This window comes from Sphingomonas psychrotolerans (assembly GCF_002796605.1).
Lineage (GTDB): Bacteria > Pseudomonadota > Alphaproteobacteria > Sphingomonadales > Sphingomonadaceae > Sphingomonas > Sphingomonas psychrotolerans.
On the sequence record NZ_CP024923.1, the window covers coordinates 3,107,501 to 3,123,827 of the forward strand.

The following is a 16,327-nucleotide window of genomic DNA, read 5'->3' on the forward strand; positions in this document are numbered from 1 at the left end:
GATCATGTCCCGATTCCGAAGAGAGCGACCTTGGCCATGTTCCGGATTTTGCTGTAGCCTGAACGCCGCATGGGGGCAAAGTCACTATCCAGCGGCACGGCCGATTCGGAGCGTAGAATCGTCACGGTTCTGGCGGCCGATATTGCCAATTCGACGCAGCACATCGTCGATTGCGATCCCGAGGACGCGTTGCAACTGTTCGATCGCTGGTTCGAGCACTTCCGCGAGACGGTCGAGCGGGTAGGCGGCAAGCTGGTGAGCTATGAAGGCGATGGCGGCATCGCGGTATTCGGCTGGCCAACCCCTTTCGAGGATCACGCCGACCGCGCCTGTGCCGCAGCATGGGATCTTCAGGCCACCGCCGCGAGCCGGACCGGACCCGGCGGCAAACCGATCCGGTTCCGCGTCGGCATCCATTCGGGGCTGGCGGCGCTGCGCCGCGTCGATCGCGATGGACGCCCGTATCTGAACACGGTCGGCGCGACGGTGAACATCGCAGCAAAGCTGCAGCAGGCAGCCCCCGGTGGCGGCATCCTGATCAGCGCGCAGACCGCGAAGCTGTGCCGCATGCGGCTGACCTTGACTCCGGGGGAGCCGAGCGAGGCGCTCCGCGCCATCGACGCCCTGCCGTGGAAGCTGGACGCGCGCCCGGAGAGCGACACGGCAACGGAGATCGCCCAACGCTATCGTTCGCCGATCGTCGGCCGTCATGCCGAGGTCGCCCTGCTCGCCGCGGCCCTGCCGCGCGCCGGGCGTCCGAGCCGGTCGATCGCACTGATCGGCGAACCGGGGGTCGGCAAGAGCCGGCTGGCATTCGCCGCGGTGGCGGACGCCGTCGCACTTGGCGTCCGGCACCTCATCTTTTTCGGCGATGCGCAAAAGCGGACTACGCCCTTTGCCGCCGCCCGCGGCCTGATCGAAGGGCTTCTCGACCGCACCCGACCGGGACCGCAGCAGAGCCTGCGCGACCTGCTCGCCGGGCCGCGACTGGACGAAGACGATATCCGCGCGCTCGAAATCGCTCTCGCCGCGCCGCAGCCGCGCACGCGGCGGCGGTCCGCGACGCTGACCCAGAATCAACTCGCCCGAGCCTTTGTGAACGGCTTTTGCGCGCTCGCCCTCGACCGCCCGACGATCCTGCTGATCGAGGATCTGCATCAGGTCGACACCGAAAGCCGGCTGTTCCTGCGGCTCCTCGCCGAGAGGCAGACCGAACAGCCTTTCCTCCTCCTGCTGACCGGCCGGCCCGAATCACGCGCCGAGGCATGCGCCATCGCGAGCATGGCCGTTTCGATCGATCCGCTGCCGGCTGCCGACATGGCGAGCCTCGGGCGCCAGCTCGGCGCGGGCCGCGACATGGAGGCGATGCTGGAGCGCTTCGTCGCGCGCGCGGACGGCATTCCCTTCGTCCTCGAAGAACTGGTCCGCTCGGTCGAGAATGGCGAGACGCCCGCGCTTTCGACACTGCCGCCGACCGTCGAATCGGCGATCCACGCCCGGCTCGAGCGGCTCCCGTCGGGCGGCAAGGCGCTGGCGCAGGCATTGAGCTTACTCGGCGAGAATGTCGACATCGGGTTCGCAGCCGCAGTGATGGGCATCGGGGAGGAGGCACTGCACGACGATCTCGCCGCGCTCGAACGCTTCGCCTTCATCCACCCTTTGTCGCAGCATGCGACTCATCTGCGCCACCAGATCATCGCCGAAGCCTGCGCCAACACGATCGGGCGCGACCGGCGCCGGCAAATCCACGGCGCCGCGGTCGCCGCGATATTGTCGCGCCATCCGGGTCTGAACGGACGGCATCAGCAGCTCGCCTTCCACGCCGAGGGCGCCGGCGACGACATGGCGGCGCTCGGCTATCTCTGGGAGGCCGGGCTCGAGGCGCGACGCAGCTCGGCGGCGGCGTCGCTCAACCTTATCTTCGACCGGGCACTGCAGGTGATCGGCCGTCTCGGCGCGGCGGCCGACGAGAAATATATGGATTTCGTGCTGATGGCCTTCGCCTCGATGGTGCAGCTCGGCGAATTCGACAAGGTCAACCTCCATCTGCCCCGCGTGATGGAACTGGTGCGCCGGTTCGACCGGCCGGCGCTGACCTGCAGCACGCTTTCGCAGCTGGGCATGCTCTGCTGGTTCGAGGGGCGGTACGCGGAAGGACTGCGGGCCACCGAAGAGGGAATCGCCATCGCGCGTGCGCTGGAATCGCCAGCTTTGATCTTCTCCAACCAGATCATGCAATCCAACATCCTGCACGGCATGGGCGACGTACACCGGGCGATCACCGAGCAGCGCGCGCTCTGCGTCATGTTGACCGGCGCGCTGGAAACGGCGCGGCTGGGCGCTGCCGGCATTCCCAGCGCGACGGCATTGGCGTTCATGAGCTGGTTCCTGGTCGATGTCGGGCAGCTCGACGAAGGGCTGGCGTTCGCCGAACGGGGTCTCGCCATCGCGGTGCGCGCGCAAGACCCCTATTCGGAGGCATTGGCGCGCAACGCATTGGGGCGAAACCTTCTGCTCCTCGGTCGCAACGCCGAGGCCGCCACTTGCCTGGCGATCGCCCGCGGGATCAGCGAGCGCAACGGCTATGACGCCATCCGCCCCAATCTGGCGGGCCGCGCGGCCGCGGCCTTGTCCCGGATCGGCCGTGCGCGCGAAGGGCTGGAGATCGTCGAGGAATGTCTGCGGCTCGGGCTGCATCAGCGGACCGGGCAACTCGAGGTGTACAATCTCCACATCGGCCATGCCGAGGCGCTCTATCGCAGTGGCGACACCGTCGCAGGACTCGACAAGCTGGCCGAAGCGCTGGCGATCGCGCGGCGAACCGGCAGCCCGTGCCTGATCGTCGATGGCCTGGGCCTGCGCGCGCGGCTGCTTGCCGAAACCGTGCCCGCCGATCCGCGCATCGACGAAGATCTGGCGGAGCGCGACGCGATCTGCCGCCGCCACGGCCTGGTCGCCGCCCCCGCCTTCAACCGCCGCAAGGGCGTCAGGAAGCGAGTCGCGTGAAGCGCGCGAGCAGGCCGATGGTGACTCCTGCCAGCTTTTGCGGCTCGCCCGCGGAACCGGCCACCCGGCGCAGACCGGTGAGCCGGCTGCAGGCGCGGAGGCATTCCTGCAGGACCGGCATAGCGATACGGTCGCGGCCCCAGCAATCCTTGTTGCTGCCCGGCACGCCAAACAGCAGATAATCCTCGAGCCTGCGGGCCGGGCCTTCGCCGATGCCCGCCCCGGTGAGCGAGAAGCGGGTGGGATCGGTGAACGCGCGCGAATCGAGGTTCGCCGCGCCGACCAGCGCGGCGACGGTGTCGTTGCCGGCGATCCCGGCCGCCTTCGACCAATCGGTATCGACTTCGCAGTGGCGCATGCGGACCGGCAGATTGGGGTTGAGCCGCTCGGCCTCGTAGATCACGGCCGCGAGCGCCTTGTCATCGTGCCGGGGCAGTGCCGAGGGCGCGATCCGCATGTTCAGCAGGCTGGTCATGACCGAGGCGAAGGTCAGCGGGATCACTGCGAGAGTCGATCCGACGATCTCGATCAGGATCATCGAGACGTCCTGATAATAGAGGCTACGCCAATCGTCGCCTGCCGGGACATGTTTGTAGAGATCCCGTATCTCCGGCAGCGCTTCGTTCAGCACGAAAGCCTCGATCAAGCTCCGCGGCGCCGCACCGGGCCGGCCGCGCACTTCCGCGAGCCGCGCATCGATATGCGTCAGCATCTCCGAACCCGCCTGGCGCGACAGAGCTTGCAGGCTCTTTTGAGAGTGGAGGTTGCCGATCAGATCGACCACCAGCACCGCCGACCAGATCTGCATCGTGGTGAGGCCGGGATCGGCGGTCTGATCGCCCTTGAGCGCGGCCAGCCAGTCGGCGGGCAGATCCCCGACATGCTGCCGCGCGAACGGCAAAGCGAGGCCGAGCTCGGTCACCCATGACGGGCCGGGCAGGCCGAACAGATCGGTGACCACGCCGTAAGATGCCTGCGCGGCGACATCCGCGACAAGGTCTATCCGACGCGCATGCGCGGTGCGCCGCAGCGCGGCCTCGATCCGCATCTTCGCAATATTGCGAACGGCGGCATCGATCCCGCCCGACGGACCGAACTGCCCGGCAAGGCGGGTCCAGGCGCGTTCGAGGACGGGCTGCAACCGACGCCGCGCCGGACAGGTGGGCCCGGATTCGTCGGTGCCGACCAGCATGTCGCTGCCCCGGGTGATCCGCTGGCCGGCGTCGTGATAGGCCTTTACCGAGAATTCGACCGCGCCGTTCACCAGTTTGTCGCTCAGCACCCGCGTGACGTCGGCATGGCGGCCGACAAAGGCGACCATTTGACCGGTGCCCGGCGTGGCGACCCGGACGATGCGCTTCGGCGTGCCGAGCATGGTCTGGCCGTACAGTTTCAGACGGCTTTGGCTGTAGAGCGACGGGGTGGCCGCATCGCCCATGCTGTAGCCGTGATAGGGCAATTGTTCGGGCGGAACCGCGAAGGTCTCGCCCTCGGCGATCGCCTTCAGCGCGTCGATCCCGGGCAGGAAGAAATAGTCACCGCCTTTGGTGTGGACGAAGCGCGGCAATCCCGTGACCGGCGCCGCCGCACCGGCTTCGAAGAAGCGGTCGGCGACCGTGCCCGCATTCGCCCCGGTGAGCGGGCAGCGATCGAGCCCAACCTGGCCGAGGAATTCGCCGCCATTGAGCCAGTCGGCCTGGATCACTTCGAATTGCAGATCGATGCGCGCATTGGCGGCGATGAAGAGCATCCCGCGCTTTTCCCCGTCGCCGGCGGAGTTTTCCGGCAGCAACGGGCCGCCATAGCTGATCCCGCGGCGCAGGATGCGGTGCCGCCGGACGTCGTTGCGGCCGCCGATGTCGCGCGGATTGGCGCGGCGGACATGCGCGCCCAGCGGACACTTTCGACCGTCTGGATCGTCGGCGGCATAGCGGAAGTCGTTGAGAATCGCCTCTGCATCAGCGTCGACATCGGGCTGGTGGCCCGGCGAAGTGACGAGCGGCGCCCCGTTCTTCCATCGGCCGACGATCTGCGCGCCGAGCGCGTCCTGCGCCTGCGGGTCCCTGGGCCGCTGCCGCTCGAGGAACGCGCGAAATCCCTGCACATCCTGTTCGAGCTTGCGGAACACGAGGAAGGTCGATCCGCGGCGCAAGACCGGATGGACGGGTAATTCGTGCGTTTCGCCATCCTCGTCGGGCGCGTCGAGGAAGATCTCTCCCGGCGCCACCGGCGTCCAGCTCGACCGGCGCGACGCCGTGCCGCCCCCGGGGAGCGTATCGCCGAGGCCGAGATCGACGAAGGGCTGGCTGAGATTGTCGCGATAGCCGAAATGCTCGGTCCGGGGCGTCTGGCCAACCGCCCCGTCGAGCAAGGCGGCCTGATCGTCGTCATGCTGATGCGGGTCCTGGCCGAGCTCGATATGGACGATCTCGAGCCCGACCGGACGAAACAACAGGCCGATCAACTCGCGAAGCTGCTCCTTGTCGCCATCGGTCGCATCATTGAAGGCGCGGACTTCCGAGCGGAGCTGCTTCCAGAACGCCGGCGCCGTCGGCCAGGCATGGGTGCCGACCCCCCCGGTGAAATAGCCATGCACGCTGTTCAGGCCGAGCTCGCCTTCCCAATATTCGGGAGCGCTCGAACCGACATCCCCCAGCCGCCGCGCGCGCGCCGCCATGCCTTCCTTGAACGCGTCGGGAAACGAGGCGAGCGTGTCGGCGTCGAGCTGGAGCGCCGCGAGGCCGGCATAAGTGAAGGCGAAGTTGATCGGGATGCGATCCCCCTGCCCGCGATCCACCCCGAGCATCGCTTCGTCCGCTTCGCTGCGAATGGCGGGCGGCAGATCCCTGCTCGCCTCGATGGCCGGGGCGGCCACGCGGAGGAACTCGTAGAAGAGCAGCGCCGGTAAAGCGGGCCCGGTCGTCGCCCCGCTCGCGATGGTCTTGAAATTCTCGAGCGCGCGCTCGACCAGGCCGGCATAGCGCTCCTCGCTGCTGAAGGCACTCAGGACTTCGAGGAGGTTGGCCCCGGCTCGAGTGAACGACATCTCGAACAAGGGCGCGGCATCGGCTGCCGCGGCGGGGACGGCCATCATAGGGGCGGCCATCCCATCGCCGTCTGCCATGGCGGCGACGGCGAAGCTGGCTTCCAGCGCCTCGCCGAACTCCGCGAGCGTCGCCTTCATCGGCTCGGGATCCTTCGACACGAGCGCCGTGAGCCAGTTGCGGAACGCCCCGGCCGGAGCGGCGGCCGGCGGATCGACGAGGCCGGCATTCATCACGCCCGGCCACGACAAGTCGAGCTTCAGCATCTCGCCCGCGCTGAGCTGGTCGGGATCGGTCGATTCGCCGCCGCCCCGGAGCTGGAGGATCCGTTCGCGAGTCGCGGCGAGCTCGTCCTCGCGCATGATCCGGAAGAACAGGAACATCGCCCAGTTGCGCGTCCGCGGCCGGGCGCCCCCGGTCTTGGCGGCGCGGAGGAAATTGGCCTGTACGTTTTCGCGGGTCGCCGCGGCGTCCGGCTTTTGCGTCGGTCTGTCCATTCTAGCCCCCCTCGCCGCCGGCGGCCCGATAGACTCCGCCCGGGGACGGGAAATCGCGGGCATATTGCTGGTTCTCGCGCAGGAACTCGTCGAACAATTCGTCCATCGAGCGGACGCTCGGACCGAGCGGCGAGCGCACTCGCGCGACGAATGCGTCGAAACGGCGCTTGAACGCCTCGAGCTGCTTGAGCCGTGCGACCGACAGCTCGGCATAAGGCGCGTAGAACAGGTCGGTGTTGATCTGATAGCGGCGGATCCACTGCCAGAACTGCTCGAAGCGCCGCGTCCCCGGATAATCCTCGCAATTGCGGAAGACCCGGTCGAAATCGGAATTCAGGATCCGGGCGATGTCGCGCATATAGACTTTGAGGTCGCCGTCGAACTCGACCAGAGTCAGGATCCACGAGCGGAATTCGGGCGCGGGCGCGGGGCTGGTTTGCGGCACGGCCTCGCGGAAATCGTCGATCGCCTGGGGGATCTGGCGCGACAGCGCGCCGCCGGGGCGCAATGCCTGCTGATCCTCATACGGCAATCCGGCGACGTTTTCGGAATAGACGAGATATTGTTCGGGACGCAGGATGATCATCCGCCCGAAATGAATCGTCGGGACCTTGTCGAGCTCGGAAGGGAGGCCCTGTTGGACGCGCTGGGTGATGTTGGCGATCACGCCGCGTAGCGTCTCTTCCCAGGTCATGGTCTCGCCGGGGACGCAGCCTTTCCGGATCGGCGCGAGCACGGCGATCTCCGAGAGGTTGCCGACGCGTTTGGAGGTCGCCCATTGCAGGCGCGGTCGGCGAGTGGGCGGTGGAGCCGGCATGCTGCGTATCCTGTGGTATCTGGATAGACGTACGCGGCACAGGATGACTCACCACAAGGTCAGCGACGAGTCATAATCTCGGCAGAATTGTCCCGCCAAAGAACAACCGGAACTACCACCAACCGGGATCCCCGGCGGGATCGTGGAGGCTGGCCGCGACGACTTGCTCGAGGCCGGCGAGATCGAGGAATTCGAGACGCCGGCGGCCGGCGCGGATGATCTTCTGCTCGGCGAGCAGATTGAGTTCGCGGGTGACTGCCTCGCGGTGAGTGCCGATGCGGTTGGCCAGTTCGGCGTGCGTGGGGGCGTCCGCGTTGCCACCGTCGCGCGACCGGGCGAGCCGCAGCAGCTCGCAATGGAGGCGGGCGCGGACATTGAGCGCGCTCAGCTCGAACACGCGCTCGGTGAGGCCGCGGACCTGCGCGGTCAGCCGGCGAATCAGCCAATCGGCCGCCTCCGGATGATCGCGCACCGTCGCCCGGAACAGATCGGGCGGAATCGCCAGCAGCCGACCGTCGGTCGCGGCGACGATGCCGACCGAGCGCGCGGCCCCGTCGATCGCCGCGAGCTCGCCGAACATCTGGCCTTCCCCGAGTTCGCGCAAGGAGACTTCGCGGCCGTCGGCGGAATAGCGCACGACGTTGAAGCGGCCCTCCTGCACGATGAAGACGTCGCCCGAAACTTCGCTGCGCGCCACCACCGAACGACCCTTGCGCACCCGGATCGTGCCGGCGCGGGCAAGCAAATCGCGGCGCGCGTCGGCGCTTAATATCTCGAGCAGCCCCTGTCGCTCGCGCATCGCCTGTCCCCCGCACGAATAGACCGCAGCGCCGCCGACAAGGCAAGCGTGCGAAAAATCACAGAACCAGCGTGCGAAGCCCCACCGCGCCGATCGCAGCCCCCGGCTATCCCGGTGACCGAGAGCAATGGGGCCAATCGACGTGATCAAAGCCATTTTCTTCGATGCCAAGGACACGCTGGGCTATGTCGACCGCCCGGGTCACCTGGTGACCTACAAGCCGTCGACCGAGACTTTGCTCGAGACGGTGGGCGGCACGATCGGCTGCCGCATCGGGATCATCACCAACCTGCCGGGCAACGTCGACAGCGCCGCCGGCCTGAAGATGATCACCGATGCCAGGATCGCCCGCTTCCTCGACCCGGCCGGCTTCGTCACCAACCATGACGCCGGCGCCGACAAGCCCGCCCCGGAGATCTACCGCTTCGCCGCCGCGAAGCTGGGACTTGCGCCCGAGCAATGCATGTTCGTCGGCGAGAACTTCCTCGAGGTGCTCGGCGCGCGGGCGGCAGGCATGCAGGCCGAACTGAAGCCCTGCCCGCCGGGACGCGAATTCCTGACCAAGGACATCGCGGCGCGGCCGTCGACCGACAAGGACAGCGGGCGCCTCTCCGAACAGATCATGGAGGAGGATCACCTCATCGGCCGGCGGCTGGTGATGGCATCCGCGGCGATCTCGAAGAAGATCGCCGCCGGCGAGGCGCCGCCGCTGCGCGCGATGGGATTGCTGGTCTTCCTGCTCCACGAATTCATCGACCGTTATCATCACACGGTGGAGGAGCGGGTGCTGCTGCCGCTCGCTTTCGCCAACGGCTTTCCCCAGGCGGACGCCGCCTATGTCTATGCGGATCACGACGCGGGGCGGAAGCTGTTCGCGACGATGCGCGACACGCTGGAGCGGATCCGGGCCGGTGACACCGCGGCGATCCCGCTGTTCCGCGAGGCGCTGGACGCATTCGTCGTCCTCTACCGCGAACATGCGCGCCGCGAGAATGACGAGACGCTGCCGGGAATCGGCGCGCATCTGAACGGCCATTCGGACGCATTGCTGGTCGAGCTGATGGAGCGGTTCGGCCCCGGCGACCTCGGCCCGTGGCTCATGCTGATCGCCGATCTCGAACAGGAACTTCAAGCATCAACCGGAGGAAACGGCATGCCCGACATCAAGACCGTGGCCGTGATGGCCTATCATCGTTGCGGCGAGCAGGACACGCTCGTCCCCTATGAGATCCTGAAGCACGCCGCGATGGTGCTTGCCGAACAGGGCAAGCAACTCCGGGTCCGGCTGCTGCGCGTCGCCGCAAGCGACCCCGAAGTGGTCGAGATGCAGATGGGCACCCGCGTCTTCACCGACGGCGCAGTCGAGCCGGAGGACATGTTCGACCTGTTGTTCGTGCCCGGCGGGCTGGGCAGCGGCGAGGCGAGCAAGGACGAAAGGCTGCGGGCGATCGTGCGCAAGCACCACGATGCCGGCAAGGTCGTCGCGACCAACTGCTCGGGCATCTCGATCCTGCACCGCGCCGAGATCCTGGGCGACACCCCGGTCACTTCCGCCGCCACCGTCGCACGTCGGCTCAAGGAAGAGGGCGCCAACCTCCTCCAGCCGCGGACGATGTGGGCCGGGCAGGCCGACGGCAAGATCTGGACTTCCGCGGGGGGAAGCGGCGTCCATGGCAGCACCATCGCGATGATCGCCAATTATTTCGGCCGCGAGGTCGGCCAGTATCTCGGCATGGGCTGGGATACCTATCCGGCGCTCGGCGAACAGATCTTCGAGGAGCGCGGTCCGCAATATCTGAGCTTCCCTGCACTGGAAGCGGGGATCCAGGACGCGCTCGAGGACATGCTGCTGCCGCGCCGCGCGCCAGCGATGGCGAGCTGACCGCCATGGCCTGGGATCTCGAATTCCGCCTTCCCGAGACGCGGTTCTTCACCGATGCGGAACGAGCGCAGATCGCGACGTTGTTTCGCGCGATCCAGCCCCGCGACGCGGCGCGCGGGATCCCCGGTGCCGACGATTGCGATGCCGCCGAGTTTCTCGACCGGCTGCTCGAGATGCCGGTCGGCGGCCCGGTGAAGCTGCACGAGGATCTGGCGCTGTGGCAGGCGAGCTATCGCGGCTGGCTGGCCGCGCTCGATGCCGCGGCCACGGCGCTGTTCGGCACCCCGCTGGCCCGGCTGGGCATCGAGGATACGACAAGCCTGCTCGACCAGCTCGAGCGCGGCGAACTCGCCGGCGCGGGCAACGCGAAGAACCAGAAGCGGCTGTTCGACACGCTGTGGCGCCACTGCCTGCAGGGGTGCTGGTCCGACCCGCGATGGGCCGGAAACCGCGACCGGATCATGTGGCGCTGGCTCGGCTATCTCGGCGACGCCGAGCGGCTCGACCTCGTTTGAACGGAGGGGACGAAATGCCCACCATCGACAAGCCCGACGTCCTGATCGTCGGCAGCGGCGCCGGCGGATCGACCGCCGCCCGTGCGCTCACCCAGCGCGGGTTCAGCGTGCTCGTGCTCGAGCGCGGTGGCCCGAGCAACGCCGAGGATTTCATCCCGCTCGACGAGCTGCATTTCCTCGATCACAAGGCGCTGGTCCCGTCGAAGCGCGACGATCCGATGCTGTACATCGACACGTCCAGGCCGGACGCCGAGCCCGACCACAGGGAGCGCTGGTGGATCAGCAACATGGTCGGTGGCGCGACCAATCAATGGGAAGCCAATCTTCCGCGCTACACGCAGGAAGATTTCTCGGTCACCCAATATCTGCGCGACATCCCCGGCGATGTCAGCATGATCGACTGGCCGTGGACCTACCAGCAGTTCCAGCCCTATTTCGAACGCGCCGAATGGGATTGGGGAGTCTCCGGCCAGGCGCGGCAATCGCCCGCACAGGAGCCGATGCGCGCCGGATATGATTATCCGATGCCGCCGATCCGCGAGCACGGGTCCTCTCCCTTTCTCCGCTTCATGTTCAACAAGGCGGGGATGTTTCCCTATCGCAGCCCCAGGGGGATTAATTCGCGGACCAGCGACAGCCGGCCGGGCTGCCCGTTCTGCGGCTTCTGCCAGGGCTTTGGCTGCGCATCGAACTGCCGATCGGGGGCGGCGGACACGGTGCTGCGCAAGGCATTGTCATCCGGGCTTTGCGAGCTGCGCACCGGCCATAATGTGCTGCGCCTCCTCCATCAGCCGGCGCCGGGCAGCGAGCGCGGCCACCGCGTCACCGGCGTCGAATATGTCACCGAGCCGGGCGGCGTTGCGAAGACGATCACCGCCCCGATCGTGATCGTATCGATCCAGGCGATCGAATCGGCGCGGCTCTATCTGCTGTCGGGCTTGCCCAATCCCAACGGGCTCGCCGGGCGGTATCTGACCTATCACACCAAGGGCGATCTCGAATTCACTTTCCCCAACCAGCCGGTCTGGGGATCGATGGACCCCACCTATCCCTATCAGCCGAGCACGTCGCTCGGCAGCCTCCAGCTGCGCGATCTCTACGTGATCAACGACAGCAACTCGCCGCTCAGCAAAGGCGGCAAGTTCTCGATCTACGATCCGATCACGATCAACCCGCCGCTCAAGGCGCTGTACCGCACCGGCATGCCCGGAAAAAGCGCGCCGCTCTGGGGCAAGCATCTGCAGGAGCGGCTGATCGAGCTGCGCGAGAATGGCGGCGTCTCCTTCTCGTTCACCGGCGAGACGATGTCGAAATACGACAATCGCGTCGAGCTGGCCGACGGGCTGGGCGGCCGCCCGCTCAAGACCGATCCCTATGGCCAGCCAGTCGCGCTGACTTATTACCAGCATCACCCCTACGACGTGGCGCTCAGTGCCTATGCGCTGGACCGGGTGGCCAACATCGTCGGCAATGCCGGCGGCGAGCTTCGCGTCCGCAGCCCCCAGACGGTCGCCAATCCCGGCTATGGGCACAATCACGGATCGCTCCGCGCGGGAACAGATCGCGGCGCATCGGTGCTCGACGCCAATTGCCAGGCGCATGAGGTGGAGGGCCTGTACGTCATCGACGCGGCGTTCATGCCGACGGCGGGGGCGAGCAACCCCTCGCTGACGATGATCGCCAACGCCTATCGCGTGTGCGACGGCATCCCCAAACCGGGTCCGCGAACCCATGCCGCCGCGGCGACGATGGCGGAGGTTTGAGATGAGCACCGCTCAACTCTATCACGTCGTCGTCTATCGGCTGGCGGACGGCCTCAATCCGGAAAAGTGCGCGCAGATGGAGGCGCTGTTCGCGCGCTGCCGAGACGAGATCCCGGAAATTCTCGATATAGAATTCGGGCACAATGTCAGCGTTTCGCGGTTCGCCCGCGGCTGGGAATACGGCGCCGTGATGACCATGGCCGGGCCGGCGGAGCGGGATCGCTTCCTCACCCACCCGACGCACCTCCAGTTGTCCGCCGCAGCCGCCGACGGTTTTTACCGCGAGGTGGTGGTGTTCGACCTGCCGATCGCCGGCACCGATGCCGGGGAGACGGCATGATGGTAATGCTGCGATCCTATCTGGAGACTTATCTGGGGGGCTGGCGGGACGATCTCGATCCGCAATGGCGCGCGCTGTTCGCCGGAGTCGAGCCCGATTTCGAGGCGATCCTGCCCGAGCTGGTCTACGATCCGGAGCACCCGGTCATCCCGCCGCTCCGCTCGAAGCCGCTCCCCGGGGCGCCGGCAGGCGCGCATATCTTCCGTGCATTCGACGGCGTTGCGCCCGACGCCGTCCGGGTCGTGCTGATCGGACAGGATCCCTATCCGCGGGTGGCGCGCGCGACGGGCCGCGCGTTCGAGGACGGCGCGCTCGGTGACTGGCAGGGCGAGGTTGCAGTGAGCCTGCAGCGGCTGGTGCAATCGGCGGTCTCATTGCGCTACAGCCGACCCGAACTGGCGCGGTCGCCGGGCGACTGGGCGGCGGTGCAGGCCGCGGCCGCCGCCGGCGAGATCGCGCTCGAACCGCCCGGTGCGTGGTTCGACCGGCTTCAAGCCGGGGGCGTGCTGTTCGTCAATGCCGGCTGGACGCTGACGCGGTTCGTGTCGGGCGGCGGCGAGGAACAGAAATGCCATATCGCGATGTGGCGGCCGCTGATGCGTCGGCTGCTCCACGGCCTGGCCGAGCGACCCGGCCGGCCGACGGTGTTCCTGCTGCTCGGCAATTTCGCGAGAGACTTGTTCCGGGAAAGCGGCGTCGAGGCGCGGGGCGCCGCGGGCGGATATGTCGACCGGATCCGCACCGTCACGCACCCGCATCCCAATAGAGTCGGGCCGTCCGGCTATCTGGCACGAGGCAATCCACTCGAAGGCGTGAACGCGGCGCTTGCCGGGCTCGGCGCGCCGGCAGTGGCGTGGTGAGGAATATGACGCAATGAGGATCATCGCATCGGGCGGCAACCGCCTCCACGCTCCGGCCAACAGCCTCGCGGCATTGATCAGCGGCTATACCGGCGGGGCGGACGCGCTGCTGATCGGCGTGCGGCAGACCGCGGACGGCGTGCTAGTCCCCGCGGGGGACGACCGGGTTCCGGGGAGCGAGGTCCTGATCTCGGCGAGCAGCTTCGCCGCGCTGCAGGCATATGACTTTTCGGCGGGCTGGCTGCCCCGACGGACCGAGGCGAGCTTCCATTATTGCGATCCGGCGGTTTCGGGCCGGCGGCTCAAGCTGCCGCGGCTCGACGACGTGATCGACGCATTGCCGCGCGACGTGACGCTGCTGATCGACGCCGGGGCTTTCGCGGAGGCGGCGGTTGCGCTGCTCGAAAGCCGCGGGCGGATCGAGACGGCGATGCTGGTGAGCGATTCGCCTGCCGCGCTCGCCGCGGCGAGGCCCGGGCTTCGTACTGCTTTATGGGCGACCGACGGCATGGTCGCGGCCAGCGATGTGGATTTGCTGATCGTGCCGGTCGGGGCACTGCGCGACGGCGGGGGATGGAGCCAGGCCGGCATCGCGCTGCGCGAGCGCAAATTGGCCGGGGAATGGCCGATGGGACTCTGCGCGGTATTGGACGACGCCGGCACCGATCCCGCGACGCTCGACGCGCTGGCACAGACCGCCTGGCTATGGGGCGTGTGCACCGGATCGACCTTCGACATGGAGCGGCTGCGGCCGGGTTACGTCCATAGCCAATCGGATTTCGCCGGGACCGAGATCGATCGCCGCCAGTTCGCATTGGGCTATGCCAAGGCGAACCGCTTCGCCAACGTCCATTGCGACGACGGCGTCCATCTCGAGATCGCGGATTATGCCGGGCCGATGCCGGGCGGCGGCGGATCCCCGACCGAGCGGCGGATCACGCGTCTCGAATGGGATTTGATCAACGTCGCGAAGGAATGGCCGTTTTACTCGGGCGGCGGGCTGGGGACGGTGCGCGGCATCGGCGACGATTTCGCGGCGGAGGTGGCGTATCGCGTGGCGCGGGTCGGCCAGGCGACGACGCTCGAAATGGCCGTCACCAATGTCGATCCGGGGGCGCATCGCGCCGCGCCGCCGCAGAGCTTCCGCGACAAGGACAGCTTTTACGATCCGCACGGCGCGCCGCCTTATGTCGGCGTCGAGCATGACGAGGATGACGGGTTCCGCATCAACTGGAACCTCGGATGCGAATATGACAACAACCAATATGGCCGGCCGGTGTCGGAAGGGCGCACCCCGCATGGCGGACGGCTGCGGCTCGAGCGCCGCGGCGCCTTCCACGCCGCCTATTTTCGCGATCCGGTCGACGCTGACGACAATCCGCTGGCGCCGCGCGACTGGGTCTGCGTCGGCGTGGTCGCCAACGAGAGCCTGAACCGCACCGTCTATCTGCGCTGCGTCGGCAAACGCTGGCGCCAGGAGAAGGAATCGGACCCGTCACAGCACGAGCCGATCCTGCCCAACCATTTCGTGTTCCGCGATCTGCGGATCACCTGTTTCCCGCCAGCCAGCCGAGGGTAGATCATGCCGCAACCGCAACGCCGCGATCCCGCACGCGAGATCATCGACTTCGGCGCCGACTCCGAGGATTTCAGCCCGTTCCCGGTCGAACAGACGCCGTTCCTCGATCTCGGCCTGCCATGGCCGGCCGACGCGCGCCCCGAACCCGAGCCGTGGGCGCCGGGAAACACGCCGCTGCCCGGCGACGCCTTGCCCGAGGCCGACGTGCTGGTGGTCACCTGGACCGTGGCCGAGCACGAGGCGCTCGCCGACGTGCTGACACCGGGCTTCGGCCGCAACAGCTGGGCACGCTATGCCCGCGGCTTCGAGGAGCATTATGTGCCGCGCATCCGCAAGGGCGCGCCGTCGCTCAAGGTCGGGCGGCTCGGCTCCTATTTCCGCACCAGCATCGCCGGGCGCAGGATCCTGTGCTTCAAGTCCGAGCTGCACCTCAACCAGGACGGCATCCGCACCGCCGACGGCAAGGCGACCTTGCCGGTGCGCGAACTGTTCGACCAGATGATCGACGAGGTCAAACCGTCGCTGGTGATCACTGTCGGGACCGCAGGCGCGACCTTCCCGCCGGGTGCCACCACCACGGTGAGCGGAATGGACTGCCCGGCGCACGAATTGGGCGACGTGATCATCACGCGCGGCGCGAAGTTCCGCCTGAGCCAGGAATTCGCCAACGAGGCGTTCGCCGATGCTGCCTATCGCTGCGCCAGCCTGACCATCCCGACCGAAAGGCTGGCAGCGGCGCGCGCGCTGCTGGCGCGCCACGCCGGTAAGCTGGTCGAGCCCGCTTTCGCCCCGCCGCACACCAAATACGCCTGGCCGCAGGGCAATCCGCTGCCGGGATTCGCCAACGCCCCCGATTTCAAGATCGACGGAATCGACTTCCCCGCATTCCACCCGATCCTGACCACCGACTTCTTCGAATTCGGGACCTCGACCAATCGATTGTGGGAGCAGGGCTGCGGAGTCGAGATGGGCGATGCGGTGCTCGGCCTCGTCGTCGAGACGCGCAAGGCGGCGGGCAAGTCCGCGCCGGACTGGCTGGTCATCCGCAATGCCTCCGATCCGCAGATCAACGGACGGCTGCCCGACCGGCGCGCGCCCGGCATCCCGCCCGAGCTGCGCCGCGGCCTCGACATGCAGGCGCATTGGGCGGTCTGGTATTACGAGACCTATGGCTATTGGACGAGCGTCAACAGCGCGATCGCGGTCTGGGCGATGGTCGCCTGAC

General features: G+C 67.6%; 11 protein-coding genes. 8 read left to right on the forward strand and 3 right to left on the reverse strand.

Annotation, left to right across the window (positions count from 1 at the left end; translation table 11 throughout):
• Positions 1-69 precede the first annotated feature (69 nt).
• Positions 70-3,006, forward strand: a complete 2,937-nt coding sequence (locus CVN68_RS14040) for an ATP-binding protein (RefSeq protein ID WP_100282748.1) — start codon at positions 70-72, stop codon at positions 3,004-3,006.
• Here CVN68_RS14040 and CVN68_RS14045 read toward each other — a convergent pair.
• The 3 genes from CVN68_RS14045 to CVN68_RS23255 form a co-directional block, all read right to left on the reverse strand.
• On the reverse strand, positions 2,987-6,547 hold the full coding sequence (locus CVN68_RS14045) for a hypothetical protein (protein WP_100282749.1): 3,561 nt from the start codon (positions 6,545-6,547) through the stop codon (positions 2,987-2,989). The two genes, CVN68_RS14040 and CVN68_RS14045, sit on opposite strands and share 20 nt — an antisense overlap.
• Before the next feature lies 1 nt (position 6,548).
• Entirely contained in the window at positions 6,549-7,364 is an 816-nt protein-coding gene (locus CVN68_RS14050) for a hypothetical protein (protein WP_100282750.1), read from the reverse strand.
• 112 nt (positions 7,365-7,476) lie between these two features.
• Positions 7,477-8,163, reverse strand: a complete 687-nt coding sequence (locus tag CVN68_RS23255; RefSeq protein WP_158298888.1) for a Crp/Fnr family transcriptional regulator — start codon at positions 8,161-8,163, stop codon at positions 7,477-7,479.
• A gap of 142 nt (positions 8,164-8,305) precedes the next feature.
• Between CVN68_RS23255 and CVN68_RS14060 the strand changes: the two genes are divergently transcribed.
• From CVN68_RS14060 to CVN68_RS23260, 7 genes are read left to right on the forward strand one after another with little or no spacing between them, the layout of a single operon-like run.
• Entirely contained in the window at positions 8,306-10,045 is a 1,740-nt protein-coding gene (locus CVN68_RS14060) for a DJ-1/PfpI family protein (RefSeq protein ID WP_158298889.1), read from the forward strand.
• Between the two features lie 5 nt (positions 10,046-10,050).
• Positions 10,051-10,560, forward strand: a complete 510-nt coding sequence (locus CVN68_RS14065; protein WP_100282752.1) for a gluconate 2-dehydrogenase subunit 3 family protein — start codon at positions 10,051-10,053, stop codon at positions 10,558-10,560.
• 14 nt (positions 10,561-10,574) lie between these two features.
• A complete protein-coding gene (locus CVN68_RS14070) occupies positions 10,575-12,323 on the forward strand; it encodes a GMC oxidoreductase (protein WP_158298890.1) in 1,749 nt (582 codons plus the stop codon).
• 1 nt (position 12,324) lies between these two features.
• Entirely contained in the window at positions 12,325-12,663 is a 339-nt protein-coding gene (locus CVN68_RS14075; RefSeq protein WP_158298891.1) for a Dabb family protein, read from the forward strand.
• Positions 12,660-13,523 carry a uracil-DNA glycosylase family protein gene (locus CVN68_RS14080; protein WP_233503359.1) on the forward strand — a complete coding sequence of 288 codons (864 nt, stop codon included), beginning with the start codon at positions 12,660-12,662 and terminating at the stop codon, positions 13,521-13,523. Before CVN68_RS14075 ends, CVN68_RS14080 begins: the two co-directional genes overlap by 4 nt.
• 13 nt (positions 13,524-13,536) lie before the next feature.
• Positions 13,537-15,102, forward strand: coding sequence for a glycerophosphodiester phosphodiesterase (locus CVN68_RS14085; protein WP_158298893.1), 1,566 nt, complete (start codon positions 13,537-13,539; stop codon positions 15,100-15,102).
• A 3-nt stretch (positions 15,103-15,105) separates the two neighbouring features.
• Positions 15,106-16,326, forward strand: coding sequence for a hypothetical protein (locus tag CVN68_RS23260; RefSeq protein ID WP_158298894.1), 1,221 nt, complete (start codon positions 15,106-15,108; stop codon positions 16,324-16,326).
• Position 16,327 lies beyond the last annotated feature (1 nt).